Raw genomic sequence first — 26,390 nt, forward strand, 5'->3', positions numbered from 1 at the left:
ATCATGAATGTGTCTCAATCCGTAAAGCTTGCCGGCGTCTTCATCGCCCTGATTGTCCTCTATTTTCTTGTGCGCGGCCTCTTCGGCGGCGCGCCCGAAACCGCGCCGGATGCGGCCGCGGCGGAGGAGTTTACGGTCGTGGTGGACACCATCAGCCCCGAAGAGTGGCGCGACCAAGTCGTGGTGCGCGGGCGCACGAAGGCCGAGCGCAAGGTGATCGTCCGCGCCGAGACGAGCGGCGTCATCGCCGATACCCCGGCGGCCCTCGGTTCGCTCGTGTCCGAAGGCGATGTTCTCTGCCGGCTCAATGTCGACGCGCGCCAGGCGCAACTTGCCGAAGCGCGGGCCGCACAAGCCAAGGCGCAGCTCGATTACGACGCCGCCGCGAAACTGAGCGAAGGCGGCTTCCGTTCCGAAACGGCGGTCGCATCGGCGAAGGCCGTGCTCGATCAGTCGGCGGCGGCGCTCGAACGCGCGCGCGTCGAACTCGACAAGACCGAAATCAAGGCGCCCTTCGACGGCGTATATGACGAACGCCATGCCGAAGTCGGCGCCTTGCTGAAAGTAGGCGATCCGTGCGCCACCGTCATTAAGCGCTCGCCTTTCCTCGTCGTGGGCGCCGTCTCAGAGCGCGATGTCTCGAAAGTCCGTCAGGGCGATCGCGGGCGCGCGCGCCTCGCCACCGGCGAAGCCATAGACGGCGTGGTGCGCTTCGTCGCGTCGAGCGCCGATCCTGCGACGCGCACTTTCGACATCGAACTTGAAGTTCCGAATGAGGACGGTCTCCTGCGCGACGGCGTCACCGCCGAATTCATGGTCTTCGCCGAGGAAAGAAGCGCTCATCGCGTTCCCCGCGCCTCTCTTGTCTTGAATGACGAAGGCGAAATCGGAGTGCGCAGCCTCGATGATAACAACATCGTCGTCTTCACGTCCGTGCGCCTTATCGGCGAAACGCCGTCCGGCGTATGGGTTGCGGGGCTTTCGGGCGATGTGCGCCTGATTGTCGGCGGCCAGGAATATGTGACGGCAGGACAAACGGTCAGCGCCGTTCCCGCTGAAAAGGCGGGCGCATGACCGGGCTTATCGACGCCGCCTTTTCTCGCACGCGCGTTGTCATGACAGCCCTCGCCGTCATGGTTTTTTTTGGCCTTCTCGCCTATCGCACAATCCCGCGCGAAGCCGATCCCGACGTGCCGGTGCCCATTGTCGGCGTCACCATTCCCCTGCCCGGCATCTCGCCGGAGGACGGAGAGCGTCTCCTCGTGCGGCCGGCGGAGCTGGAGCTTCAAAATGTCGAGGGCTTAAAACAGATTGACGCCTTCGCTTATGACAGCGCGGCGCAGTTCATCCTTGAATTCCAAGCGACCGTGGACATCGATCAGGCTGTGCTCGATGTGCGCGAGGCGATCGACCGCGCGAAATCCGAATTTCCCGCCGAAGCCGAGGAGCCTGTCGTTCAGGAATTCAACGCGCAGACGCAATTCCCGATCCTGACGACGATTATCTACGGCAATGCGCCGGAGCGAGCGCTCTTGCAGGTTGCGCAGCGCCTAGAGGACAAGCTCGAAAGCATATCCGGCGTGCTTGAAGCCAAGCTCACCGGCTCCCGCGAGGAGTTGCTGGAAGTCATCGTCAATCCGGAAACGCTCGAATCTTACGGCCTCACCGAACTCGAAGTCATTAACGCTGTGACCGCGAACAACCAGCTTGTGACGGCAGGCTCCATCGATCTTGGCGACGGCCGTTTCACCGTGAAGGCGCCCGGCCTTGTGCGCAACGCCGCCGATCTCGCCTCGACTCCGGTGCGCGTCAGCGGTGACAATGTGGTCACCATCGGGGACATCGCGTCAGTGCGGCGCACCTTCAAAGACCGCGAAGGCTACGCCATTTTCAACGGCAATCTCGCGATCGGCGTCGAAATTTCGAAACGTTCCGGCTTCAATATCGTCGAAACGATCGAAGAAGCGCGGCGCGTTATCGAAGAGGAATCGAAAACCTGGCCCGCCACGATCAAATACGAATATACGAGCGACCAGTCCGTTTTCGTCAAGGACAGCCTGGGCAATCTGACGTCCTCCGTTCTGACTGCTATCCTCCTTGTCATGATCGTCATCGTCGCCGCGCTGGGGCTGCGCTCGGCTTTGATGGTGGGCATCGCCATCCCGTCGACATTCCTTATGGGATTTCTTCTGCTTGCTGCGTTCGGCTACACGCTGAACATGATGGTCATGTTCGGCCTGCTCCTCGCCGTGGGCATGCTGGTCGACGGCGCGATCGTCATCGTCGAATACGCCGACCGGCGCATGGCGGAAGGCGCGCCTCGGCGTGAAGCCTATCTCGAAGCGTCAAAGCGCATGTTCTGGCCGGTGATCACCTCCACCGCGACCACCCTCGCCGCCTTTGTGCCGTTTCTCTTCTGGAAGGATACGGTGGGCGAATTCATGAAATTCCTGCCGCTGACCATGATCTTCGTTCTGACCTCGTCGCTTTTGGTGGCGCTGGTGTTTCTCCCCGTCATCGGCTCGCTTTTCGGCATTCCGGAGTGGATGAAGAAGAAACTCCATCTTAAAGGAAAAACCGAAAGTCCTGAAAAGAAATACGAAGTCGACGAGATCGACCCGACGAAACTGGATGGGCCTATCGCGACTTATGCGCGAATATTGAAAGAACTCGTGCAACGCCCGCTTCTTGTTGGCGTCGCCGCCATCGCCGTCGTTTTTATCTGTATTTCGTCTTTCATCGCTGCCGCGCCGGAAGTGGAGTTCTTCATCCGCAATGATGAAGACCAAGCCAATATTCTCGTGCTCGCAAGAGGCAACCTCTCCTCAGAGCAGAAAATCGACATCGTCAAGGACATCGCCGCGCGCGTCGAAGATCACCCGGCGATAAAGCATATTTACATCCAGACCGGTCCGGAACTCGCCCGCGGCCGGGAAACGCCCGTGGAGACGATCGGCCAGATCGGTGTCAATTTGATCGACTACACCGAGCGCGAACATTCCTATGTCGTGCTCGACCAATTGCGCGAGCGTGTGCGCGGCGTGCCCGGCGTTCACGTCGAAGTGCGCCAACGCGAGCCCGGCCCCCAGGTCGGCAAGGATGCGCAGGTTGAAATTTCCTCGCCCGATTTTGACGCCATGGTCGCCGCGGCGAAAAAGACGCGCGCCTTCGTCGACACATCGACCATCGTGGTCGATGGTCAGCAAGTGCCCGCTTATATGGATCAGGAAGACACCCTGCCACTGCCGGGGATTGAGTGGTCCATCGAAATCGACCGCGCCCTTGCGGGGCGGTATGGGCTAACGGTTCAGCAGGCCGGCGCCGTCCTGCAGCTTGTCACCGATGGATTGCTCGTGGACAAATATCGTCCGCAGGATGCTGACGACGAGGTCGACATCCGTGTGCGCTATCCGGAAGAAAACCGCAACATCTTCTCGCTCGATCAGGTTCGCGTACAGACGCCGCAAGGGTCGGTGCCGCTCTCCAATTTCGTCTCGCGCGTGCCCAAGCCCCAGGTCGACCGCATCATCCGCCGCGACGGCGCGCGCATTATCGAAGTCAAGGCGAACGGCAATACGCGTTTTCAAGGTCATGAAGTGAGTCAGGATCGCGCCATCAGCCATCTGAAAGACTGGCTCGAAACCGGCGCGCTCGGTCCGGACGTCACCTGGGTGATGCGCGGCGCGGACGAGGAAACGGCCGCGGCGGCGAGCTTCTTCCAGAACGCCATGCTGGCGGCGCTGTTCATGATCGCCATGATCCTGCTCCTGGAATTCAACAGCTTCTATCACGCCGCACTGACGCTCAGCGCCGTCATCCTTTCGGTTTTTGGCGTGTTGTTATCCATCGCCGTCACCGGACAATATATCTCGGTGATCATGACGGGCACCGGCATTGTCGCGCTTGCCGGCATCGTCGTGAACAACAACATCGTCCTCATCGACACCTATCAGTATCTGCGGCGCAAGGGCCTCTCCGTCGAGGATGCGGTCGTCAGAACCGCGGCGCAGCGCATCCGTCCCGTGCTGCTCACCACCGCAACCACAATCCTCGGGCTGCTGCCCATGGTCTTCGAGATCAACGTGAACTTCGCCGCGGGGACAATCACCCACGGATCCTCGACGTCCGACTGGTGGGTGCTGCTCTCGTCCGCGGTCGTTTACGGCCTTGCTTTCTCGACCGTCTTAACGCTTGTCTTGACGCCGGTGATGCTCGCGGCGCCGACAGTGCTGCGCAACCGCGCGCCGGCGGCGGCAAGCTGGTGCAAAAGCCGGTTCGGCTGGGTCAAGGACAAGCTGGGCGCCGGAAAACCGTCGTCGATTCCCGCACCAGCCGCAGCGGAAGACTCAGATCGCGACGTTCCGCACGCGGCGGAGTAAAAGACGCGGTTAATTCGCGCCGTCTTCCTCGTCTTCGGTTTCCCCGACATCGGGCACGTCAAAAATCTGGCCCGGATAGATGAGGTCTGGATTGCGGATCTGCGCCGCATTCGCTGCATAAATGATCGTGTACTGCGCGCCTTCGCCATAAGCGCGCCGGGCGATGCGCCACAGGCTGTTGCCCGGCTGCACGATCACGCGGCCGTCGCGCAGATCGATGTCCTCCATCCGGGCGCGCTCGAAGGGGAGTTCGATCGCATATTCCGGACGGCCCGATTCATCGAGCTGAATGACCAGAAGGTCGTAAACGCCCGGCGCGATCTGGGCTTCCGGCGCAATGGTCCAGCGGCCCTCGTCATTGGCGGCGACGCGGCCGATCAATTGCCGGTTGATGTAAAGCTCCACCACCCGGCCCGGCGTGGCGCGCCCGGAAAAGATCACCGCGCCGGCGTCGTCATAGTCGATGACGTCAAGGGACAGGGGCCCGAGGCCTTCCGGCCGTTCGCTCGGATCCTGCAACACTTCCGTCGCGCCGCCCGGCGTCGTGCGCAGCACCAGCGGCAGATCGCCCTCGCGTTCCGGCACATAAATGACGATGGTGTCTTCCGAACGGACCACCGTGCCGTCCTCAGTGCGCATGGAAAGGCTTAACTCAACCGGCCCTGCATCGAGCGGCGTGTCCGTCGCGATCACCCAGGAGCCGTCCGGCTCTGCAGGAACTTTTGCGAGCTCTTCTTCGTTTGCATAAATCGTCACTTCCGAGCCGGGCTTGGCGCGCCCCGCAATGACGGCGTAACCTGTGCGGTCAACGCGCACGATATCGAAACTCGGCAACGCCGGCTCCGCGGGCGTCTCGGTTTCAGGTTCTTGCGCATCGGGCGACGCTGGCTCTACGGTCTCTTCGCTGGGGCCTTCAATGATCTTGAATCGCTCCGCCGCTTTCCAGCCGATGAAGCCCAGAACGATCAGTAACACGATGATGATGATGACCCGCATGGCAGACCGCTCCTTAACGTTTTGGCGCCAGCTTAGATGATACTTTACCCATAGGTAAATCCGCGTACAATGCCACCCCAACAACAAGAAACGTGTAAGATCATGAAATCATTATGTGTTTATTGCGGGTCGCGGCCCGGTAACGATCCTTCCTTTCAAGAAGCCGCCATCGCCGTCGGAAGAGAAGCCGCCAGGCGCGGCTGCCGAATTGTTTACGGCGGCGGCAAGCTCGGCCTGATGGGCGCAACGGCGGGCGCGGCGCGCGACGCCGGCGGCGCGGTGTTCGGCGTCATTCCGGATTTCCTGGTGGAGATGGAGGGCGTCCTTGAAGGCGTCGACCACAAGATCGTCACCAACATGCATGAACGCAAAATGATGATGTATGAGGAGTCGGACGCTTTTCTGACGCTGCCCGGCGGCATAGGCACGCTCGAAGAACTCGTCGAAGTCGTGTCCTGGGCGCGTCTCGGCCTACACCGCAAACCGATCCTCGTGCTCGACATCAACGGGTTCTGGGCGCCTTTAAAGGAGTTGCTCGGTCACTTCGTCGAAAAAGGTCTCGCCGACAAGAATCTCGTCAACGATCTGAAATTCGTGAAAACCGTCGAGGACGTTTTCGAAACGGCGGAAAACATGTCGCTGCGCGCTCGGGCATAATCCTTTTACGCGCGTTCTCCGCGTAACCGAGCTCTTGCTTTTTCAGAGCCGATCAGGGGAAAGATCGCCGCCATTTCGGGCCCGCGCTGGCGGCCCGTGAGCGCAAGACGCAGCGGCATGAAGAGGTTCTTGCCTTTTGCGCCGGTCTTTTCCTTCACCGCATTAGTGAACGCTTCCCAGCTACCGCCGTCGAGCGCATCAGGCACCAGTTCCGATGCGGCCCTAGCGAACTCGGCGTTCTCGATCACCGGATCGACTTCGCCGTCGATAACCTCGACCCACTCAGCGGCGTCTTTCAGCCGGGTGATGTTGCCTTTTACCGCTTCCCATAAGGCTTCGCCGACGCCGAGCGGCGCCAGCCGGTCGACGACTTTTGCATAAGGCGTCTCGTGCAGGATCTTAGCGTTCAGCGCCTCAAGCTCGACCATATCGAACCGCGCCGGCGCGCGGCCGATGCGCTCGAAGTCGAAGCTTTCGGCAAGCGCCTGCAAGTCGGTTTGCGGCAGCACCGGATCAGCGGTGCCGAGTTTCGCCAGCAAGCTTGTAATCGCAGCGGGTTCGAGCCCGTCCTCTCGCATCGCCTCGATGGAAAGCGAGCCAAGCCGTTTCGACAGCCCCTGCCCGTCGGCGCCGACCAGCAGCGAGTGATGCGCAAATTCGGGCGGTTCGCCGCCAAGCGCCCGGATGATCTCGATCTGCACGCCGGTATTGGTGACGTGATCCTCGCCGCGCATCACATGGGTGATCTTCGCATCGATATCGTCGACGCAGCTCGGCAGGGTGTAAAGATACATGCCGTCTTCGCGGATCAGCACCGGATCGGACACGCTCGCCGTCTCCACCGTCGTCTCGCCGCGAATAAGATCGTTCCACTTCACCGGCGTCTGCGACAGCTTGAACCGCCAGTGCGGCTTGCGGCCTTCCGCTTCATACTCCGCTTTCTGCGCATCGGTGAGCGCCAGCGCGGCGCGGTCATAGACCGGGGGCAGGCCCCGGGCGCGCTGGATCTTGCGCTTGCGGTCGAGCTCTTCGGCGGTTTCGTAGCAAGGATAGAGCAGTCCGTCGGCGGTCAGCTTGTCGCGCGCCCAGTCATACCGGTCGAAGCGGGCCGACTGGCTGAAAGTCTCGTCATAATTAAGACCGAGCCAGGCGAGGTCCGCGCGGATGCCGTCTTCAAACGCTTTCGTGGAACGCTCCAGATCGGTATCGTCGATTCGCAGCACGAAAATCCCGCCGGATTTGCGGGCGAAGAGCCAGTTCCACAGGGCGGCGCGCACATTGCCCACATGGATTTTCCCTGTAGGAGACGGCGCGAAGCGGACTTTGACGTTCATGGGGGTCCTGAAGGCTGAAAAAGCGACGCCTTAGCCCTTCGCCGCAGCCGGGTCAAACGCTCTCCCCCACCGGTTAACACCTGCGGCCCTGAACTTGAAAGTAAGGGGCCTAACCGGCCCGTTTCCCTAGTTTGAGGCCGACAGGAGAGTTCAAGTGTCCCGCATTAAGACAATTTTCGCCGCCCTCGCCCTCAGCATCGCCGCGCCTGGCCTCGCGCAGGCCGCCACCGTGTCGATCCGTGACAATCCGGACAATGGCGGGTCGGTCTTCGCCACAGGCTTTAACCGCTCGTTTTCAATCCAGTATGAGGGCAACAACCGCTCCGTTCAGGCTGGGGTCTTTTCCCTGCAATATAACGAGGGCGACGGCTGGGTCGATTTCAACACCTTCTGTCTCCAGCTTTCGGAATATCTGTCCCTGCCGCGCGATCACGAGCGGGTCGCGGGCGTGGAATATTTCGCATCCGCCGATGACCGCAACGCGCTCGGCGTTCTCTACGGGTCGCTGATGACGACCGATTACGTCTTCAAGAACGCCACCACCGCCGCCGCGGCGCAAGCGGTGATCTGGGAGATCGCCGAAGACGGCGCTTCCGCCTTCGATCTCGCCGCCGGCGATTTCAAATTGTTTACCGCCGCCGTCCTCACCGAGGCGAACGCGCTCTGGGCGCTGATCATTTCCGGCGATTTCGCCTCGTCGTCATTCGACGTTTTCGCGGCTCGCGGCACGCAGGATCTCATCACGTCGAGCGTGCCCATCCCAGGCGCCTTGCCGCTTCTTCTTTCCGGCCTCGCAGGCTTCGGCTTTGCGAGCCGCAGACAGCGCCGCACCGCATAAAGTTTTCCGTGGGGGAAAAAGCAGGATGCGCCCAGTGGGCGCTTCCGGGGGAAAGAAAAGGCCGGGCAAAGCCCGGCCTTTTTATTTTTCGCGGCTCGTCATAAACGCATCAAGCAATTCAAAAAAACGAACTTCGGATTTCGCCGTCGCATGAATGCGATGGGGTGCGCCTTCTACGAGCTCCACTTTCGCGTCAGGATTTGTCTCCAAAAACCGCTTCGCATGTTCCGGCATGAAGCCGGGGCCCAGCGCCGGGTCCGCCTGCAACACCATTGACGGAACTTTGAGCAGCGTGCCGCCGTCGAAACTTTCGAAAACCACCGTCGTTTTCGCCGGCGTCCAGCATTCAGGGTCCTGACGCATCAGTCCCGAGGCGGCGCTGAGGATGTGGCGCGGGTTCATATGATCCGCCTGCACGCCGCCCTGGGGCGCCGGCGCATTCGCCGCCGCGTCGATATAGTCGCCAAGCCCCGCGCCTCTCGCCTTGATCGCGATCAGCATTTTCTGAACGGCGTCGAAGCGTTTATCGTTGCCGGACTTCGCAAACTCCGCCGCCTCGCCGAAATAATAAGGCGGGTCTTCCATGAAGAGCGCCTTGAGAAACGGATGCGGGCCCTGCGCTAGATAAGCCCCCGTCACCGCGCCAAGAGAGTGGCTGACAATGATCGTGGGCCTGCGGATAAAATCAAGCGCTGCGGCCGCATCGGCGGCGTAATCTTCAATAAGATACGACCCCGCACGATCCGAATCCCCGTGCCCGCGAAAATCCAGCGTCCACACCTGATAACGGTCTTCATACCGGCGGACCGTCTCCTCCCAGGTGTCGCGCGATCCCGCGATGCCGTGCAGGCACAACACAGGCGATGCGCCCTCGGCGCCGTAAACGGACGCGGCGAGATCGAGAGAACCGTTTTTGATGGTGAGATCGGTCATAGAAAATTCTTCACGCGCATTTGTTGCGCAACCTAACCTAGCTCCGGAATGTGCAAACGCCAATCCGCAAGACGCCATTCATTTATTGCTAGTCCGCGCATTTTTCCGCCCTTCGCGCGTCCATCACCAAACTCTCACAATTCTAAAACAAAAGCGTCATCCCAATCTGCTTAATCGCCGTCGGGGAATCGAATCTCTCTCAAGGAAAGTTGGGGTATGTTTAAGAAACTGTCAGTCAGCACGCTTGCGCTCATCATCGGCGCAGGCCCGCAAGCCTATGCGCAAACGCAAACGGAAGCCGCCGCCGAAGCGGACACCGTCATCGTCACCGGCACCCGCGTCGAAGGGCGCACAGCGTTCGACAGCCTTGCGCCAGTCGACGTCATCTCAGACGAGGCGCTCGATCTTACGGCGTCCGATGAAATCATGGATTCGCTGGCGCAGCTGACGCCGTCTTTCAACGTGCAGCGCCTGCCGCTCAATGACGGTCTCATCTTCGTGCGCCCGGCGCGGTTGCGCAATTTGTCGCCCGATCACACGCTGGTGCTGGTCAACGGCAAGCGCCGTCACCGCTCCGCTCTCCTTGGCTCCAACGGCGCGCAGTCGCCGGACCTTGCGCAGATCCCGTCTTTTGCGGTGAAGCGCATCGAAGTCCTGCGGGACGGCGCCTCGGCGCAATATGGCTCAGACGCCATCGCCGGCGTCATCAACATCATCCTCGACGATGAGCCGGGCCTCAGCGCTTTCGGTCAGTACGGCCAGTATTATGAAAATGACGGCGACCAGTATCGCGCCGGCATCCAGGGCGGCCTCGCCGGCGAGTTCGGCTTCGTCAACGCCACCTTCGAATATTCCGACTCGGCGCGCACTTCGCGCACGCGCCAGCGCCCCGACGCTATCGCCTTTCAGGAGGCCAATCCCGACATCGACGTGCCGAACCCTGTGCAGAACTGGGGCCAGCCGGAGCGCACCTCTTACCGCTTTGCCGTCAACAGCGCGTTCGATGCCGGCTTCACTGAACTCTACGCCTTCGGAACCTATGGATGGGGAACGGGCGTTTCCGATTTCAACTGGCGCAATCCGGCGAGCAGCAGCGATTACCGCGACACGACCGTTTTCCCGGGCTTTAACTTCAGTGAAGTGTTTCCCGCCGGTTTCGCGCCGCAATTCGGTCAGGACGACGAAGACTATTCGATCAATGGCGGCCTTCGCAGCAATGGCGAGGGCGCGTTCAGCTATGATGTGAGCGCGAGCCACGGCCGCAACGAAATTGAGTATTTCATCTACAACACCATCAACGCCTCGCTCGGACCGGACAGCCCAACCTCGTTCAACCCGGGCTCGCTCATCCAGAGCGAATTCAACGTCAATATCGATTTCGGCTACGAATGGGACGCCGGCGTTTTCGCGGGCCCCGTCAACATCGCCTGGGGCGGCGAGCGGCGCGAAGAAACATACGAGATCGTCGCCGGCGACCCCGCTTCCTACGCCATCGGACCGGGCGCAGCGGAGGGACTTTCTTCCGGCTCCAACGGCTTTCCTGGCTATTCCGAAGCGCAGGCCGGCGAATTCGACCAGACGAGCTACGCCGCTTATGTGGACGTTGAAATCCCGCTCACCGATTTCTGGACCGTGGGTCTTGCGGGCCGTTACGAAGACTACAGTGAATATGGCGACAGTCTCGACGGCAAGATCTCGACACGCCTTGAAGTGACGCCGAACTTCGCGTTCCGCGCCACGGCCTCCACCGGCTTCCGCGCGCCGACGCCAGGCCAGCTCTTCTCAGAGCGCACCTCGCAAGGCCTCGACACGGTAACGCTCAACATCTTCACCGCCGGCCGGTTCAGCCCGCAAGGGCCGGTAGCCGATGTCATCAATCAGCGCGCCGATGCGGATATCCGCGCGCTCGAAGCCGAAGAATCTGAAAACTACACCGCCGGCTTCACCTTCCGTCAGGGCGGTCTTACGACGACGGTAGACTTCTACCAGATCAACATCTCCGACCGCTTCGGCACGTCGCAGACCTATGTTCCGACAGCGGAAGAACAGGCGGAGTTCGTGGCGCTCGGCGTCCCGGGCGGCGAAGGCATCACCCGCGTCAACTTCTTCCAGAACGATTTCGACACGCGCACTCGCGGCGTCGATGTCGTCACGACTTATTCCATGGCGGCGGGTCCGGGCGATCTCACCCTCACCGGCGCCTATAACTACAACACGACGAAAGTCACCGGCGGCGATCTTTCTCTCGACGAGACAAGCCGCGTCCGCTTCGAGGAGCAATTGCCGAACCACACCGCGACGGCGTCCGCCAACTACTCCATTGGCGCGTTCGATCTGATGGCGCGCGCGCGTTATTATGGCTCTTGGACGGACTTTTCCTTCAACGCCATGGGCGACATCTTCCAGGAGTTCGGCGGCGAAGTGTTCTTCGATCTCGCAGCAACCTATCGCCTGACGGACCAGTTCTCCATCCGCGCCGGGGCGGAGAACATTCTCGACACTTACCCGGACGAAGCGGAGTTCCAGGCCAATCGCGGCCTCATCTATTCGCGCAACGCGCCTTACGACACCGACGGCGGCTTCTACTACGTTCGGTTCGACGTCAAACTGTGATAGCCTTTACGGCATGAAAGCATCACGACGCACCTTATTGAAAGGCGCCGCCGCATTGGCGGCGCCTTCTTTCGCCGGAGCCGCGCTCGCGGCCCCTTCCCGCCCCTCCGCCGGCGCGGACGACGAGGCCTATTGGCGCGAAGTCGCAAAGGCCTATGACGTCAAGAAAGACATCATCAATCTCGAAAACGGCTATTGGGGCGTCATGGCGCGCCCAGTCGCCGAGCGCTATCTGGAAAACGTCAAACGCGTCAATCACGACAACTCGTTTTACGCCCGCCGGTCCTGGGGCGAGGACTACCGCGCGGCGGTCGCGCAACTCGCCGCGGCGCTTGGCGCGCGTGAGGACGAAATCGCCATCACCCGCGGCGCGACGGAAGCGCTGAAAGGCCTTATCGCCGGATACAATAAGTTAGAGCCCGGGCAAGCGGTGATGTATGCCGATCTCGATTATCCCGAGATGATCGTGATGATGGACTGGCGCGCGCGTGAAAGCGGCTGCGACGTTGTCAAACTCTCGATCCCCGAGCCGTCGACTCATGACGGTCTCGTCGCCTTCTATAAAAAGGCGCTGGAAGACAATCCGTCGGTGAAGCTGTTGCTGCTCACCCATATCTCGAACCGCACCGGCCTCGCGATCCCCGTGAAGGAGATCGTCGCCATGGCGCGCGCAAAGGGCGTCGACTGCATCGTCGATGCGGCCCATTCATGGGGCCAGATGGATTTTACAGCGGACGACATCGGCGCGGATTTCGTCGGTTACAATCTGCATAAATGGATCGGCGCGCCCATCGGGGCCGGCATGATCTATATCCGCAAAGGCCGTCTCGATGACATCAGCCTCGATCCCGGCGCGCCGGAGTATGATCAGGGTCGCGTTTCGGGCCGCATCCATACGGGCACGGTGGATTTCGCGGCGGTGCTGACGCTTCCCGAGGCGCTCAAGTTTCACCTCGATGTGGACCCGGCGGCGAAGGCCGCACGGTTTTCCTATCTCAGGAATCTCTGGGTCGAGGCGTCGCGGGGCCTCCCCGGCCTGCAAATCCTGACGCCGGACGATCCGCGCCTGCACGCGGCGATCACCTCGATCCGGATGGAGGGCAAGACGACGCCGGAGGACAACATTGCCCTCTCGAAACGGCTGTTCGACGAATTCAACATCTTCACCGTGCACCGCGTCGGCGTCGCAGCGGGCGCCTGCGTCCGCGTCACGCCGTCGCTTTACAATTCGCCGGAGGATGTGATGGCGCTGGCGAAGGCGTTGAAGGTGATGTGCGGCTAACCTAGCCGTTAGAACTGATTGTGAGTGCGTCTTTAGCCGTCCGAATATTCGCCGCCAAGCTCTGCAACACACTCTTTAATGTACGGAACAAATCCCTTACCGTAGTCTCCAGATATGCTGTAGCGCCCATAAATTTCCACGCGATCACTGTAAAAGCGCGTGGCGAAATAAGGGACGCCTGTCTCCGTTACGCTACCGCCTGGCAATGCCAACGCCCCCTCAGCGTAAGCCTCAATGACAGAATACTCCCCCACTTCTTTCGCGTAGAATGAATACGCGGATTTCTCATCAAACTTCGCTTGTGCGCATGAACGAAGGTCATTGCGATCAGCACCAGTATAAGAAACAACATAACTGGGGTCGCCGGATTGAATGCTTTCCATCGTGGTGCATCCGGCAATCGCAATGGTGGAAAGAGAAACAAACAGAACATTCTTCTTTTGCATCCTGGCCTCCCTTAAATATCGCCTCGGCCAGACAGTAAATCTGAAAATCAACGATCCCGCCAGCCATTCGTAATCGGATAGCGCCGGTCTCTTCCGAAATTGACGCTTGCGACTTTCGGGCCCGGCGGCGCCTGGCGGCGTTTATATTCCGCCACATAAAGAAGATGTTCGACGCGGCGCACAGTCGCCTCGTCATAGCCCTTGGCGACGATGTCGCGGACGGCCATTTCTTTTTCGACGAGCATTTCCAAAATCGGGTCGAGCACCTCGTAAGGCGGAAGAGAATCCTCGTCCTTCTGATCGGCGCGCAATTCCGCCGAGGGCGGCTTCGTAATGATCCGTTCCGGGATGACTTCGCCCTTGGGGCCTTTCAGCTCCGCCGCGTGATGCGCGTTGCGCCAGCGGCAGAGGGCGAAGACCTCCATCTTGTAGAGGTCTTTTAAGGGATTGAAGCCGCCATTCATGTCGCCATAGAGCGTCGCGTAACCGACGGACATTTCCGACTTGTTGCCGGTCGTCAGCACCATGTCGCCGAACTTGTTGGAAAGCGCCATCAGGAGAACGCCGCGCAGACGGGATTGAATGTTTTCTTCCGTCACATCTTTCGGAAGATTGTCGAAGGCGGAGCTGAGCATTTTATCGAACGCCTCGACCCCCGGCTCGATCCCGATAGAGCGATAGGAAACGCCGAGCGCCCTGGCGCAGGCTTCCGCATCCTCAAGGCTTTCTTTCGACGTGTAGCGCGAAGGCATCATCACGCAGTGAACCGCGTCAGCGCCCAGCGCATCCACCGCGATGGCGGCGGTGAGCGCCGAATCGACGCCGCCGGAGAGGCCGATGACGACGCCCTTGAACCGGTTCTTGGTGACGTAATCGCGCACGCCCATGGTGACGGCGCGATAGATCATCGCCTCGCCGCCGACCCATTGCGCTTCAGGACCTTCGATGCAGGCCCACCCGGCCGCGTCTTTCCGCCAGCGGGTCAGCGCGACGGTTTCTGCAAATTGCGGCGCGCGGAACTGCACGACGCCGGCGCTATCCATCACGAAACCGGCGCCCTCGAACAGAACCTCGTCCTGTCCCGCAAGCTGGTTGACGAAAATCAGCGGCCGGTCCGTCGCCGCGACGCGCGCGCGCGCCGCCATGGTGCGTTCTTCAAGCGCGGTTTTGCGGAAAGGCGAGCCATGCGGCACGATGAACAACTCCGCGCCTTGCGCCGCAAGATGTTCGCCGGCGCCCGGCAGCCACATATCCTCGCAGATCATCAGACCGAGCTTCACGCCCTTAAACTCCGTCGCGTCGGGATAATGCGCGCCCGGCGTGAACCGGCGCGGTTCGTCAAAGACGCCGTAATTGGGGAGCCGAACCTTGTCGCGCCGCGCGGCGATGTTGCCGTCGCTTAAAAGAAACGCCGAATTGTAAAGCGCGTCGCCTTCGCGCCAGGGCGAGCCGACGATCATCGCCGGGCCGCCGTCGGCGGTTTCCTTCGCCAGCCGCTCCACCGCCTCCATGCAGGCGCGCTGATAGGCGGGCTTTTGCACGAGGTCTTCAGGCGGATAGCCGGACACGACGAGTTCGCAGAACACCGCGAGATCGGCGCCCTGCGCCGCCGCCTCTTGCCGCGCTTTCAGGATGCGCGCGACATTGCCGTCAATGTCGCCGACGACGGGAGCGATCTGGCAGAGCGCGATGGCGAGGCTTTGGGTCATCTTTCCCATTTATGCTCTTTTTGAGCACATGTGAAGGCCTTCATTCTGCGGCCTCCTCTATCGCGTGCATGTCCTCATCGGAAAGGCCGAAATGGTGGCCGATTTCATGAACGAGGACGTGGGTGACGAGGTCTTCCAGCGTGATCTCCCCGTCCTCGCGCCATTCGGCGATGATGGAGCGGCGGTACAAGTGCACATGGTTCGGCAGAGCGTCCTCCGCGGCGGCGAATTCGACGCCTTCAAAGAGACCGGACAAATCCAGGGGATCGTCAATGCCCATCTCGTCGAGGATCTCCCGCTCCGCTTCGTCGGCCACATGGATCACCACATTGCCGCAAAGCGCGCGAAACGCCGCCGGCAGCCCCGCATAGGCGTCGCGCACGAGACGGTCGAAACTTTCTAGATCGGGCTCCGTCACCGGGCGGCTTCTCCGCCGCTGTCTTCGGGAAAACCGACCGCGTCATAGATTTCCTTAAGCACCGGCGCGACCTCCGGCATGGCGGCGCGGCCGCGGGTCATGCCGGTGCGGACAACCACCATGCGCTTATCGGGAATGATGAAGACATATTGGCCTTCGTGGCCGGCGAAAAAATACATTTCCTCCGGCACGCCGGGGAAGAAACGCGTCCGTCCGTTCTCGCCGTCGCGGTTCAGCCAGAATTGCGCCCCATACTGATGATCGGACGCGCCTGCAGGCGTTTTCACATAGTCCTTCCAGCCTTCGGGCAGAAGCCGCTCGCCATTCCAGACTCCGTCCTGAAGATAAAGCTGGCCAAGCCGCGCCCAGTCGCGCGCCATCGCATAAACAAAAGAAGAGCCCAGGACAGACCCGGCCGCATCAACCTCGAGCGTGAATGTTGCCGCGCCGATAGGCTCGAAAATCGCTTCCTTTGCGAATTCGTGAAAATCCACGCCTTCTTTCTCAAGCACCTGCCGCAAAGTGCGCGCGATAAGATTGGTCGTGCCGCTGGAATAGTACCAGACTTCGCCCGGCGCATGGTCGACGGGGCTGCGCGCCGCCATGCCGCCGGCGTCCGCGCGCTCAAACAGCATGCGGTTCACGTCGGACCGGATGACGTCATATTGTTCACCAAAACCAAGTCCTGACTGCATCTGCAACAAATCGTTCCAGGTGATCTTTGACTTCTCCGCATCGCCCGCCCATTCGGGAACCGGCGCCGGATCGTTCACATCGACAAGCCCGCGCTTCACCGCGGCGCCGACCAGCGTCGCCGTCACGCTTTTCGCCATGGACCAGGAGAGGAATGGCGTCTCAACGTCAAAGCCGTCCGCATAGCGCTCGTCGACGATCTTGCCGTCCACCGCGACAACAAATGAACGATGGTTCGGCGCGTTGTCTTCAAAAGCGCGCGTCAGCGCGAAATCGAGCGCGCCATAATCAACGCGCATGATCGCCTTTCCCGAAACCGGCGGCGCTTCCGGCCAGGGCTGCGCGGCGAAGCCCGCAGGCGCAGACGGCAACGGCGCGATGCGCCCCGCATTCGCCAGCGTGCAGCCATAGCCCTCGCGGAAGATCGCGCGCGCGCCGCCGAAACCGAGCGGCCCTCTGGCGCGGACGGTTTTTGCGGCTTCGTCGATGGTGACGGCAATCTGCTTCATGGCGTCAGGCATGCCCGCGAACTCGGCGGGAATGACGGCGTCCCTGTCGCGCCCGGCGACAAAGATTTCCGAGCAGGCGACTTTCGCCTTGTAGCCGGCGCCGATGCGCGCCATCCGGTCGGCCTTGACGCCGAAATAAACAAGACCACCCGCAGCGATTGCAACGACTGCAAATAATAGAGCGTTTCGCAAAGACATGTTTGAACCCGTTTGACCCAAGAGACGACCATACCGGCTCGGCTCCGCGCTGTCAGCGCCGCAAAGCAGGCAAGCCGCCGGTCCCGTTAACCGAGAAGCGGTTTGGGCAAACGGTCGCCGAGATCGACCGCCAGCTTCAACTGGCGCGCCCAGCCTTCGATCATATCGATTTCCTGCCGGTGGAGTTCTTCCAGCGAACGCTCGTCGCGGGAGCGTTCTTCGGGCGTATATTCCTGATCGGCGAATTTGGAATTCTTCGAAAACACCGCGGCCACATTGGTTTCCAGCATCTCGTCCGAAAGATCGAGATTGAGATGCGCTGCCGCGGCTTTCAAAACCCCTTTCGGGTCTTTCAGGAGATCGCGGAAATAAAGCGAGCGCACATTCGCAGCGCCCGAGGAAAGAATGCGCGCAAAGAGCTCCATCTGATGACGCCAGACAAGCGCCGCGATCTGAAGATCCGTAAAGCCCAACGCCTGACGTTCGGGGATCGCCGCAACGCCTTCCTTGTCGAGGGCGAAGATCGTGTATTGTTTCCGCGTGAACGCCTTGCAGGCTTCGCCTTTTTTCAGGACCGACAGCAAAAAGCCGCGCAGGTCGCCATAGAGAAAAATCACCGGGGCGCCCGAGGCGGCGACCGCCGGCGCGATGTTGTTCGCCGTATTTGTGGGCTTGATCAGAATGCGCTCCCCGGGCGCGTGCGGCCGCGCCAGCAGATTGACGGCGCCGGCGAGGGTCCGGCGCGCAACGTCCGCATCGCTGGCCATGCGCAAGACATTCGCAGCATCCATGAGAATATTCGGTTCTTTGAGCGCGAGAACGGCGCCGTTTGAGTCAAGCGCTTTCGCCATCAAGGTGGAACAACAAAACGCCGTATGAAAAATAAAGGACGGCGCCGCCGCTTTCGGCGCCGCCGCGGCGAGCGCGTCGAACGGCACCGTCATGGACCCGGTGACGGAATTCTGCATGCGCTGATCGAGGAAAGGCTCGCTCGAAAGACCGGCGCGATCGATGCGCGCCAGCGCAATCACCCGCCGGTTCGCGTCTAATGCGTGCGGAAACCAGGCCGGGTCGCGCGCCAAAGCGGCGGCATCATTTGTCGCAGTCGTCATCGCCCTTCTTGTGGACTTAACAAGGCTTTTCCGCTAGTGCAAAAACCGCATTTGGAGCTTGCCCATGAAAAAAATCTATCCTGACGCCCGGGCTGCGCTGGACGGGCTGACCTTTGACGGCATGACCGTCATGTCAGGCGGATTCGGCCTTTGCGGGATCCCCGAAAACCTCATCGCTGCGCTGCGCGATTCCGGCGTCAAAGACATCACCGTGATCTCGAACAATGCAGGCGTCGACGATTTCGGCCTCGGCCTTCTGCTCCAGACGCGCCAGATCAAAAAGATGATTTCGTCTTATGTCGGCGAGAACAAGGAATTCGAACGGCAGTATCTTTCAGGCGAGCTTGAGCTGGAATTCAATCCGCAAGGAACGCTCGCCGAACGCTGCCGCGCCGGGGGCGCCGGCATTCCCGCCTTCTATACGAAGACCGGCGTCGGCACGCTGATCGCGGAAGGCAAGGAGCACAAGGAGTTCAACGGCGAGACCTACATCATGGAAACGGGGCTTGTCGCCGATCTTTCCATAGTCAAAGCCTGGAAAGCCGACGAACAGGGCAATCTCGTCTTCCGCAAGACGGCGCGCAACTTCAACCCGATGATGGCGACCGCCGGCAAGGTCACCGTCGCCGAAGTCGAGGAAATCGTGCCGCTCGGCAGTCTCGATCCGGATTGCATTCACACGCCGGGCGTATATGTGCAGCGCCTGATCAAGGGCGAGCACGAAAAACGCGTGGAACAGCGCACGGTGCGTCAGCGGGAGAATGCATAATGGCGTGGGATAGAAATCAGATGGCCGAACGCGCGGCGAAAGAGCTTGAAGACGGCTTTTACGTCAATCTCGGCATCGGCATTCCGACGCTCGTCGCCAATTACATCGCCGAGGACGTCGACGTCACGCTGCAGTCGGAAAACGGCATGCTCGGCATGGGCCCCTTCCCTTATGAAGATGAAGTAGACCCCGACCTCATCAATGCAGGCAAACAGACGATTACGGAACTCCGGCGCACGTCTTATTTTTCGTCGGCCGACAGCTTCGCGATGATCCGCGGCGGACATATCGACCTCTCGATACTCGGCGCCATGGAAGTGTCCGAAAAAGGCGATCTCGCCAACTGGATGATTCCGGGCAAGATGGTCAAAGGCATGGGCGGCGCCATGGACCTCGTCGCCGGCGTGAAGCGGGTCGTCGTCGTCATGGACCACACGTCGAAAAACGGCGATCCGAAGCTTCTTCATGAATGCTCCCTGCCGCTCACCGGCAAGGAGGTCGTCGACATGGTGATCACCAATCTCGGCGTCTTCGAAATCGATGGGAATGGCATGAAGCTCACGGAGCTTGCGCCGGACGTCACCGTCGAAGAGGTGAAAGCCTCGACAGAGGCGAAGTTCGAGGTCGCGCTCTAAAACGACGCCGCCATGGGCGTAACCGTTTCCTCGTGCTCGTGCTCGTGCCATTCCTTGTGCACGATGCAGCGCAGGAGATGGGCAAGCGCTTTTTGATCGCCGTTGAGCTTCATGCGCTCTTTCGCCTGTTTCAGAGACAGCTCCATACGGAAAGACTGCATGATTGTAGGAACGTCAGCGACAATCGTCGCCACCGCAGGGCCATCGGCGCCGCGGCGCACCGTCATTTGACCGTTCATATTATAGACGGTGTACTGAAAATCATCGATCAGCAGGTGCGCGACGTAATTATTGTCAGGCTCCGGACAATGGGCTGCGAACATCTCGACCGCGAGGGCCACTGAATCCGGCTGAAGATTGTCCGTGTAAATGCATTCTTTCGCCGGCGATGACTCCGGGCGCTGGTAAAAATACATGATGGACCACTTCATCAGCGTGCGGATGGATGGCCTCAGACCTTCTCCCGTTTGCGTGAGGCGATAACGCCCGCGCGCTTCGCCCGACGTCACGGTTTCGATAAGCCCGGCCTCTTCAAGCTCCTTCAGGCGTTTCGACAGAAGGTTTGCGCCGATGCCGGGCAAATTCGCCTGTAAATCGCCAAAACGCTGCGGCCCCAGAAACAGGTCACGGATGATCAACAGCGTCCAGCGTTCACCAAGCAGGTCCAGCGCATGGGCCAGGCTGCAGTCCTGATTATATGTTCGCGCCATTCGGCGTCCTCCCGGGCCCTAACGGGCCTGTCATTTTTTCTAACCCTACTACAAGCGTCATTAATTTGTCGTGCCTGTAACAAAATCGTGTGCTACGCGCAGAATATATTTGACACTTCATTTTTATATAGTAAAGTGCATATTGTTTTCAATCGGTGAATAAAAATTGCGCTACGCCGGGCGCACGAAAAAATGGAGAGACCCTATGCGTATCAATATCTTAGCTGGAATGGCCTTCGCCGCCGCCGCTTTCGCGGCCCCTGCCCAAGCCGAAGACTGGAACGCCCATCTGGACGCCTGCGCCGCCGCCGCCGAAGCTCAGGGCATCGTGACCGCTGGTGAATATAATACGAAATTCGTGACCGCCTCGGGCGGCTCCATGAAGCGCATCTCTCTGGAGTTCGTGCCGGCCTCAGGCGAGCCGATCAAAGCGGAATGCAAGGTCAAGCGCGGCGACGTCAAAGAACTGACGATCAAGGTCTAACCGCCCCGCCGAAGACCTGCTGACGAGATCCTGTCCGGGCCGGGTGTCCCTGTTTCCACCCTGCCCGGCCCGGGCAGGCAATACCCTGAATAATAGAATCCCTGATGACTGACGCGCCCTTGTACCGGGCGCGTTTTTCTTGTCGGGGGGCGCAAGGTTATGCCAAAAATCCGGTCTGTTGCGGCGCCACCGTGCACAGGCTAAAGACCCTCTCCGTAAGGAGTTTTCGACATGACCTGGACGCCCCAAAGCTGGCGCGACAAGACCGCCCTGCACATTCCGACGGACTATCCCGACCCGGACGCCTTGAGCGCCGTGGAGAAAGAGCTTTCGGGCTATCCGCCGCTGGTGTTTGCGGGCGAGGCCCGGACCCTGCGCCAGTCCCTGGCGAAGGTCGCAAAAGGCGAGGCGTTTCTGCTGCAGGGCGGCGACTGCGCCGAGAGCTTCAAGGAATTCCACCCGAACAACATCCGCGACACGTTCCGCGTCCTGTTGCAGATGGCCGTGATCCTCACTTTCGGCGCGGCCATGCCGGTCATCAAGGTGGGCCGCATCGCCGGCCAGTATGCCAAACCCCGCTCCTCGCCGACCGAGACGCTGGAGGGCGAAACCCTGCCCAGCTATCGCGGCGACAATATCAATGCGATGGAGTTCAATGCAGCCGCGAGGACGCCGGATCCCAATCGGCTGCTGCAGGCTTACGGGCGGGCCGCGGCGACGCTGAACCTCATCCGCGCTTTTGCCTATGGCGGTTACGCCGACCTCAGGAACGTGCAGAAATGGAATCTGGAATTCGTTTCCGGCAACCCGCAGGAAGATCGCTACCGCGCCATCGCCGACAAGATTTCCGAAGCCATCACCTTCATGGAAGCCTGCGGCATTGACGGGTCGACCGTACGGGCGATCCGCGAAGTCGATTTCTACACCAGCCACGAGGCTCTGCTGCTCGGCTTCGAAAGCGCGATGACTCGCGTCGATTCCACCACCGGCAAATGGTACGACACTTCCGCCCACATGCTGTGGATCGGCGACCGCACGCGCCAGCCCGACGGGGCCCATGTGGAGTTCTGCCGCGGCGTCGAAAACCCCATCGGCATGAAATGCGGTCCGAGCCTCGATCCGGACGAACTGATCCGTCTGCTCGACATTCTCAACCCGAAAAACGAGGAAGGCCGCATGGTCCTGATCTCGCGTTTCGGGGCGGGCAAGGTCGAAGACGGACTTCCGCCGCTCGTGCGGGCCGTTCAGCGCGAAGGCCGCAATGTCGTCTGGTCCTGCGATCCCATGCACGGCAACACCGTGAAGGCGGGCACCGGCTACAAGACGCGCCATGTGGACGCGATCCTCTCTGAAGTCGGGTCGTTCTTCGATGTCTGCTACGCAGAAGGCGCAACGCCTGGCGGCGTTCATTTCGAGATGACCGGCCAGAACGTGACGGAGTGCCTCGGCGGCTCGCGGGAGATCTCGGAGGCGGACCTTCACTCACGCTACCACACGCATTGCGACCCGCGCCTCAATGCAAGCCAATCCCTTGATCTTGCGTTCATTCTCGCCGACCGGTTCAAGGCGAGACGAACTGCGGGCTAATTAAACTCAACCTAATATTTCCCCTTAACATAAGCCGCGAAACAGGTGGAAATATAGTGTGAACGCCCTAAACTCTCGGGGTGCTTTCCTGCGACGCGATGCAGGCTAGTATGGGGACAATAGAAAGGGGCCCGGCCATTCTCAGGGGGGCTGGTCCTGCCGGTCAACAGGGGCGCAACTGGCGGAGCTGAATTCTTGTGACAAAGCGTATCAAAATCGGCGTCGCCGGCGCCGGGGTGTTTGGCGGGCACCACTGCGGGAAGGTTGCCGGACTTGAAAACGCTGAACTCTCCGGCGTGTACGATATCGATAGCGAAAAAGCGGCGGCCCAGGCCCGCAAGCATGGCGCTCCTGCCGAAGAAGATTTCTCCGCGCTGCTTGAGCGCTCCGACGCCGTGGTCATCGCCGCGCCGGCGATCGCGCATTATGACCTCGCGCTCGAGGCGTTGCGCGCCGGACGTCATGTGTTCGTTGAAAAGCCGCTCGTGCTCACCCTTGAAGAAGCCGATGAGCTGATCGCGCTTTCCGTAACGCGCGGCCTCATCCTTCAGGTCGGACATCAGGAGCGATACGTCGCTGAGGCGGCCGGTCTTTTCGACCGAAAGCGATCCCCCGTCAAAATCGACTGCATCCGTCACACGGCCGCCACCGGCCGCTGCGAGGACGTGTCGGTCGTTCTCGATCTGATGATTCACGATATTGACCTTATCCGGAAGCTTACCGGCGCGGGCGTCGAAACGGTTTCAGCCCAGGGCGCAAACAATTCCGCCGAAGCCGAGCTGACGCTGGACAACGGTTCCAACGTGCTGCTGGCGGCCTCGCGGCGCGCCGGAGCGCCGGAGCGCCGCATGACGCTTGTCTATGACGACGGCGTCATCGAGTTCGATTTCATCAACCGCAAGGCGGCGAACACAACCCCTTCCCCGCTGCATGCGTGTTTTGAAAGCGGCGCTGCGCCGCTCGCTTTCACCGACCCCCTTGGCTATGGCGCGGCGGCCTTCGCCGCCGCCATCGCAGAAGGCAAGACGCCCCTCGTGACTGGCGCGGACGGACGCGAAGCCCTTGAATGGGCGCTGCGCATTGAAGAGGCTGCGGGCATCGCCGCGGCCTACGATCAGCAATACAAGACCCCGGAAAGGCGGCGAGCATGAACAGCGTGGTGAATCTTTCGATCGCAGGCAAATCCGCCGTCGGCGACATCGCCTTTATCGATCTCAAGGCGCAGCAGAAACGCATCCGCGGAAAAATTGAAAAACGCCTGCAGGCGGTGCTCGATCACGGCCGCTATATCGCAGGGCCTGAAATCGACGAGCTTGAAGAATCGCTCGCGGCGCGCACCGGCGCATCGACGGTTATCACCTGCGCCAGCGGCACGGCGGCGCTGATCATTCCCCTCCTCGCCCGCGGCATCGGCGAAGGCGATGCGGTCTTCATTCCCGCGTTCACCTATAACGCCACCGCCAATGCCGTTCTTCTCGCAGGCGCGACGCCGGTTTTTGTCGATATCGATCCAGCGACCTTCAACATCGATGCGGGCGATCTCGAGCATCGCATTGCCGCCGTGCGCGCCGAAGGAAAACTTCAGCCGCGCGCAGTCATCCCGGTCGATCTTTTCGGATCGCCTGCGGATTATCGCGCCATTTCCGCCATCGCCGCGCGTGAAGACATGTTCCTTCTATCGGATGGCGCGCAAAGCTTCGGCGGCCAGCTTGACGGCAAGGAAGTGGGCGGCCTCGCCCCTGCGACGGCGACGAGTTTCTTTCCCGGAAAGGCGCTCGGCGCCTATGGCGACGCCGGCGCAATCTTCTCCATGAACAGCCTCGACCGCGAGCGCTGGGCCTCAATCCGCTGGCATGGCACCGACGAGGCGCGTAAAGAATCCGTTCGGGTCGGCTTCAATGGCCGCATGGATACTTTCCAGGCGGCGATCCTGCTTGAGAAGCTAGCAATCTTCGACGACGAGCGTGAAGCACGCCGACGCATCGCCTTGGACTATGATCGCGCGCTTTCCGACATCGCACGCCCGCAAGCGCAGATCGCCGGATCGCAGTCGGGATACGGCTATTATTCGCTGTGCATCGAAAACCGCGACCAGGTCGTGAAAAAGCTGAAAGCCATGGGCGTGCCGACAGCGATCTATTACACGACGCCGCTGCATCTCATGCCCGCCTTCGCCGACTATGCGCCCGCGAACGGCCTTCCGGCGACGGAAAAAGTCGCGTCCGAGATTTTCTCCCTGCCGATGCATCCTTACCTCACGCCAGATCAGACAGATTACATCTGCAACGCAGTGCGCGAGGCCGCCGGTTAGGGCGTTTTTCCCGTCGTATCGCGGCGGGTGTAAAGCTGGCGCAACAGCGGACGGCCTGCATCGAGCCCGTGGTCGGCTTGCGCAAGCAGGCGCTCGCGGTCGAGCTTTCTGAAACCCTGAATGGAATCCTCAACCTCGCTCGCATCGAGGCCCATGCTCAAAAGCGCCTCGCGCGCAATGAGAATGCTCGATTCCAGCGTTTCGCGCACGATCACGTCGGGCCCGAGTTTTCTCAGTTCGATTTCATGAAGCCGGTCGTGAGCAACCGCGAGGATGTTCACGTTCGGCAGTTTCTCGCGCAGCACGGTGACGGCGAGGTTCACCGAGTCCGGATGGTCCATGCACAGGATGATCGCCTTTGCCTCGGCCGCGCCGGCCGCTTCCAGTATGTCGAGCCGCGCGCCATCGCCGTAATAGACCTTGAAGCCGAAGCGTTCTGCGTTGCGGATATGGCCGGGATTGCGGTCGATGGCGATGATGTCGACGCCGGCGTTGCCAAGCACCTGGGAGATGATCTGCCCCATCCGCCCGAAGCCGACGATAATGGCGTGATCGCGCCGCGCCTCTGGCCCGTCGAGCCCGTCGGCGCTTTCGTCTTCTTCGCGCGTCATGCGGTTGGCGGCGAAATACATGACCGGCGTCAGCATCATCGACAGCGTTACGATCGCCGCCATCAGGCTCGCCTGCGCGTCCGTGAAAAGCGCCGAACTGACGCCGAGCGTAAAGACGACAAAGGAAAACTCGCCGCCCTGCGAGAGGGTCGCCGCGCTTTTGATCGCGACATCGCGCTTCGCCCGCATCAGCCGCGACAGGCCGTAAAGGATCACCGACTTCACCGCCACCAGACCGATGGCGCCGCCGATCACCATCGGCCAGAAACTGGCGATGACGCCGAGATCGAGGCGCATGCCAATGGAAATGAAGAAAAGGCCGAGCAAGAGACCGCGAAACGGTTCGATGTCGGTTTCGATCTGATGCTTGAACGAGGATTCCGCGAGGAGAGCGCCGGCGAGAAACGCCCCCAGCGCCATGGATAGTCCCGCCCAGCCCACAGCGAGGGACACCAGCGCCACAATGAACAGCGCCGTCGCGGCAAAGGCCTCGCGCGAGCCCGAAGAGGCGACGAGCCGGAAGACCCGGTCGAGCCCGAACTTGCCGACGATGATGATGAGCGCGATGACGCCGAAGGCTTTCGCTCCGGCTTCGAGCCCCGCGCCTTCCTCCGCGCCGATGCCGGCGACAAAGGGAACGGCGGCAAGCAGCGGAATGACGGCGATGTCTTGAAACAGAAGCACGGAAAAAGATTGCGTCCCGTATTCCGTGTTAAGCTCGTGACGGTCCTTCATCCATTGCAGGGCGAAAGCGGTCGAGGAAAAGGCGAGCGAAAAGCCCGCAATCGCCGCCGCCGGCGCCGGCATGACGCCCGCCATCACAAAGAGCCAGGCGATGACAGAGCCGGTGACCGCCATCTGCGCCGCGCCGAGACCGAAAATCTGTTTGCGCATGGACCACAGCCGCGACAGCGACAGTTCAAGCCCCACAACAAAAAGAAATAGAACGACGCCGAGCTCGGCGATGTGAAAAACGCCTTCCGGCTGGTGCAACAGGTTGAGACCGAAAGGCCCGACGGCGACGCCTGCGGCGAGAAAGCCGAGGATCGAGCCGAGCTTCAGGCGATTGAAAACCGGAACCGTAATTGCGGCGGCGCCAAGATAAGTCGCAGACTGGATGAGGAAGTCGCTTTCCGTCGCCGCCATAGGTTTGTTCCGGTCCTTCC

The 26,390-nt window shown here is 60.9% G+C and carries 22 protein-coding genes; 12 read left to right on the forward strand and 10 right to left on the reverse strand.

All coding sequences use genetic code 11. From position 1 onward, the window contains the following. Positions 1-3 precede the first annotated feature (3 nt). Entirely contained in the window at positions 4-1,074 is a 1,071-nt protein-coding gene (locus ACQY5P_RS06675; RefSeq protein WP_428409955.1) for an efflux RND transporter periplasmic adaptor subunit, read from the forward strand. Continuing rightward, positions 1,071-4,379 (forward strand): efflux RND transporter permease subunit, encoded by a 3,309-nt coding sequence (locus tag ACQY5P_RS06680; RefSeq protein WP_428409956.1) that lies wholly within the window; start codon positions 1,071-1,073, stop codon positions 4,377-4,379. The genes ACQY5P_RS06675 and ACQY5P_RS06680 overlap by 4 nt, the downstream gene beginning before the upstream one ends. Positions 4,380-4,388: 9 nt before the next feature. Here ACQY5P_RS06680 and ACQY5P_RS06685 read toward each other — a convergent pair whose 3' ends face one another. Then, the gene (locus ACQY5P_RS06685; RefSeq protein WP_428409957.1) at positions 4,389-5,375 is read right to left on the reverse strand and encodes a LysM peptidoglycan-binding domain-containing protein; all 987 of its coding nucleotides are present in this window, start codon (positions 5,373-5,375) and stop codon (positions 4,389-4,391) included. Between the two features lie 102 nt (positions 5,376-5,477). On the opposite strand from ACQY5P_RS06685, the gene ACQY5P_RS06690 reads away from it, so the two are divergent. After that, positions 5,478-6,032 (forward strand): TIGR00730 family Rossman fold protein, encoded by a 555-nt coding sequence (locus ACQY5P_RS06690; protein WP_428409958.1) that lies wholly within the window; start codon positions 5,478-5,480, stop codon positions 6,030-6,032. A 5-nt stretch (positions 6,033-6,037) separates the two neighbouring features. Here ACQY5P_RS06690 and gltX read toward each other — a convergent pair whose 3' ends face one another. Beyond that, positions 6,038-7,366: a glutamate--tRNA ligase gene (gene gltX / locus ACQY5P_RS06695; RefSeq protein WP_428409959.1), complete on the reverse strand. Its 1,329-nt coding sequence runs from the start codon at positions 7,364-7,366 to the stop codon at positions 6,038-6,040. Positions 7,367-7,520: 154 nt separating this feature from the next. Between gltX and ACQY5P_RS06700 the strand changes: the two genes are divergently transcribed. Next, positions 7,521-8,204, forward strand: coding sequence for a VPLPA-CTERM sorting domain-containing protein (locus ACQY5P_RS06700; RefSeq protein WP_428409960.1), 684 nt, complete (start codon positions 7,521-7,523; stop codon positions 8,202-8,204). Between the two features lie 81 nt (positions 8,205-8,285). Here the strand turns inward: ACQY5P_RS06700 and ACQY5P_RS06705 are convergent, their stop codons facing one another. Continuing rightward, a complete protein-coding gene (locus tag ACQY5P_RS06705) occupies positions 8,286-9,137 on the reverse strand; it encodes an alpha/beta fold hydrolase (RefSeq protein ID WP_428409961.1) in 852 nt (283 codons plus the stop codon). Between the two features lie 216 nt (positions 9,138-9,353). Between ACQY5P_RS06705 and ACQY5P_RS06710 the strand changes: the two genes are divergently transcribed. Next, on the forward strand, positions 9,354-11,750 hold the full coding sequence (locus ACQY5P_RS06710; protein ID WP_428409962.1) for a TonB-dependent receptor plug domain-containing protein: 2,397 nt from the start codon (positions 9,354-9,356) through the stop codon (positions 11,748-11,750). Between the two features lie 13 nt (positions 11,751-11,763). After that, positions 11,764-13,032, forward strand: coding sequence for an aminotransferase class V-fold PLP-dependent enzyme (locus ACQY5P_RS06715; protein ID WP_428409963.1), 1,269 nt, complete (start codon positions 11,764-11,766; stop codon positions 13,030-13,032). Between the two features lie 32 nt (positions 13,033-13,064). Here the strand turns inward: ACQY5P_RS06715 and ACQY5P_RS06720 are convergent, their stop codons facing one another. From ACQY5P_RS06720 to ACQY5P_RS06740, 5 genes are all read right to left on the reverse strand, one after another. Further along, a complete protein-coding gene (locus tag ACQY5P_RS06720) occupies positions 13,065-13,478 on the reverse strand; it encodes a hypothetical protein (RefSeq protein ID WP_428409964.1) in 414 nt (137 codons plus the stop codon). Positions 13,479-13,525: 47 nt separating this feature from the next. Further along, positions 13,526-15,196, reverse strand: a complete 1,671-nt coding sequence (locus ACQY5P_RS06725) for an NAD+ synthase (protein WP_428409965.1) — start codon at positions 15,194-15,196, stop codon at positions 13,526-13,528. Between the two features lie 31 nt (positions 15,197-15,227). After that, a complete protein-coding gene (locus ACQY5P_RS06730; RefSeq protein WP_428409966.1) occupies positions 15,228-15,605 on the reverse strand; it encodes a metallopeptidase family protein in 378 nt (125 codons plus the stop codon). Further along, positions 15,602-17,005 carry a serine hydrolase domain-containing protein gene (locus ACQY5P_RS06735; RefSeq protein WP_428409967.1) on the reverse strand — a complete coding sequence of 468 codons (1,404 nt, stop codon included), beginning with the start codon at positions 17,003-17,005 and terminating at the stop codon, positions 15,602-15,604. Before ACQY5P_RS06735 ends, ACQY5P_RS06730 begins: the two co-directional genes overlap by 4 nt. Before the next feature lie 86 nt (positions 17,006-17,091). Further along, on the reverse strand, positions 17,092-18,117 hold the full coding sequence (locus ACQY5P_RS06740) for a hypothetical protein (protein ID WP_428409968.1): 1,026 nt from the start codon (positions 18,115-18,117) through the stop codon (positions 17,092-17,094). A gap of 64 nt (positions 18,118-18,181) precedes the next feature. Between ACQY5P_RS06740 and ACQY5P_RS06745 the strand changes: the two genes are divergently transcribed. Continuing rightward, positions 18,182-18,886, forward strand: a complete 705-nt coding sequence (locus tag ACQY5P_RS06745) for a CoA transferase subunit A (protein WP_428409969.1) — start codon at positions 18,182-18,184, stop codon at positions 18,884-18,886. Then, the gene (locus ACQY5P_RS06750) at positions 18,886-19,521 is read left to right on the forward strand and encodes a CoA transferase subunit B (protein ID WP_428409970.1); all 636 of its coding nucleotides are present in this window, start codon (positions 18,886-18,888) and stop codon (positions 19,519-19,521) included. Before ACQY5P_RS06745 ends, ACQY5P_RS06750 begins: the two co-directional genes overlap by 1 nt. Here ACQY5P_RS06750 and ACQY5P_RS06755 read toward each other — a convergent pair. Beyond that, positions 19,518-20,231 carry a winged helix-turn-helix transcriptional regulator gene (locus ACQY5P_RS06755; protein ID WP_428409971.1) on the reverse strand — a complete coding sequence of 238 codons (714 nt, stop codon included), beginning with the start codon at positions 20,229-20,231 and terminating at the stop codon, positions 19,518-19,520. The genes ACQY5P_RS06750 and ACQY5P_RS06755 overlap by 4 nt on opposite strands. A gap of 205 nt (positions 20,232-20,436) precedes the next feature. Here ACQY5P_RS06755 and ACQY5P_RS06760 point away from each other — a divergent pair, with 205 nt between their 5' ends. The 4 genes from ACQY5P_RS06760 (at position 20,437) to ACQY5P_RS06775 (ending at position 24,613) form a co-directional block, all read left to right on the forward strand. Continuing rightward, positions 20,437-20,715, forward strand: a complete 279-nt coding sequence (locus ACQY5P_RS06760; protein ID WP_428409972.1) for a hypothetical protein — start codon at positions 20,437-20,439, stop codon at positions 20,713-20,715. Positions 20,716-20,946: 231 nt separating this feature from the next. Then, the gene (locus tag ACQY5P_RS06765) at positions 20,947-22,302 is read left to right on the forward strand and encodes a class II 3-deoxy-7-phosphoheptulonate synthase (RefSeq protein ID WP_428409973.1); all 1,356 of its coding nucleotides are present in this window, start codon (positions 20,947-20,949) and stop codon (positions 22,300-22,302) included. A gap of 197 nt (positions 22,303-22,499) precedes the next feature. Beyond that, positions 22,500-23,453, forward strand: coding sequence for a Gfo/Idh/MocA family protein (locus ACQY5P_RS06770; protein ID WP_428409974.1), 954 nt, complete (start codon positions 22,500-22,502; stop codon positions 23,451-23,453). Then, positions 23,450-24,613, forward strand: coding sequence for a DegT/DnrJ/EryC1/StrS family aminotransferase (locus tag ACQY5P_RS06775; protein ID WP_428409975.1), 1,164 nt, complete (start codon positions 23,450-23,452; stop codon positions 24,611-24,613). The genes ACQY5P_RS06770 and ACQY5P_RS06775 overlap by 4 nt, the downstream gene beginning before the upstream one ends. Here ACQY5P_RS06775 and ACQY5P_RS06780 read toward each other — a convergent pair. Continuing rightward, positions 24,610-26,370, reverse strand: a complete 1,761-nt coding sequence (locus ACQY5P_RS06780; protein ID WP_428409976.1) for a monovalent cation:proton antiporter-2 (CPA2) family protein — start codon at positions 26,368-26,370, stop codon at positions 24,610-24,612. The genes ACQY5P_RS06775 and ACQY5P_RS06780 overlap by 4 nt on opposite strands. Between the last annotated feature and the right edge of the window lie 20 nt (positions 26,371-26,390).

Origin of the sequence: Hyphococcus sp., assembly GCF_965267305.1 — a bacterium.
Classification (GTDB): Bacteria; Pseudomonadota; Alphaproteobacteria; order Caulobacterales; family Parvularculaceae; genus Hyphococcus.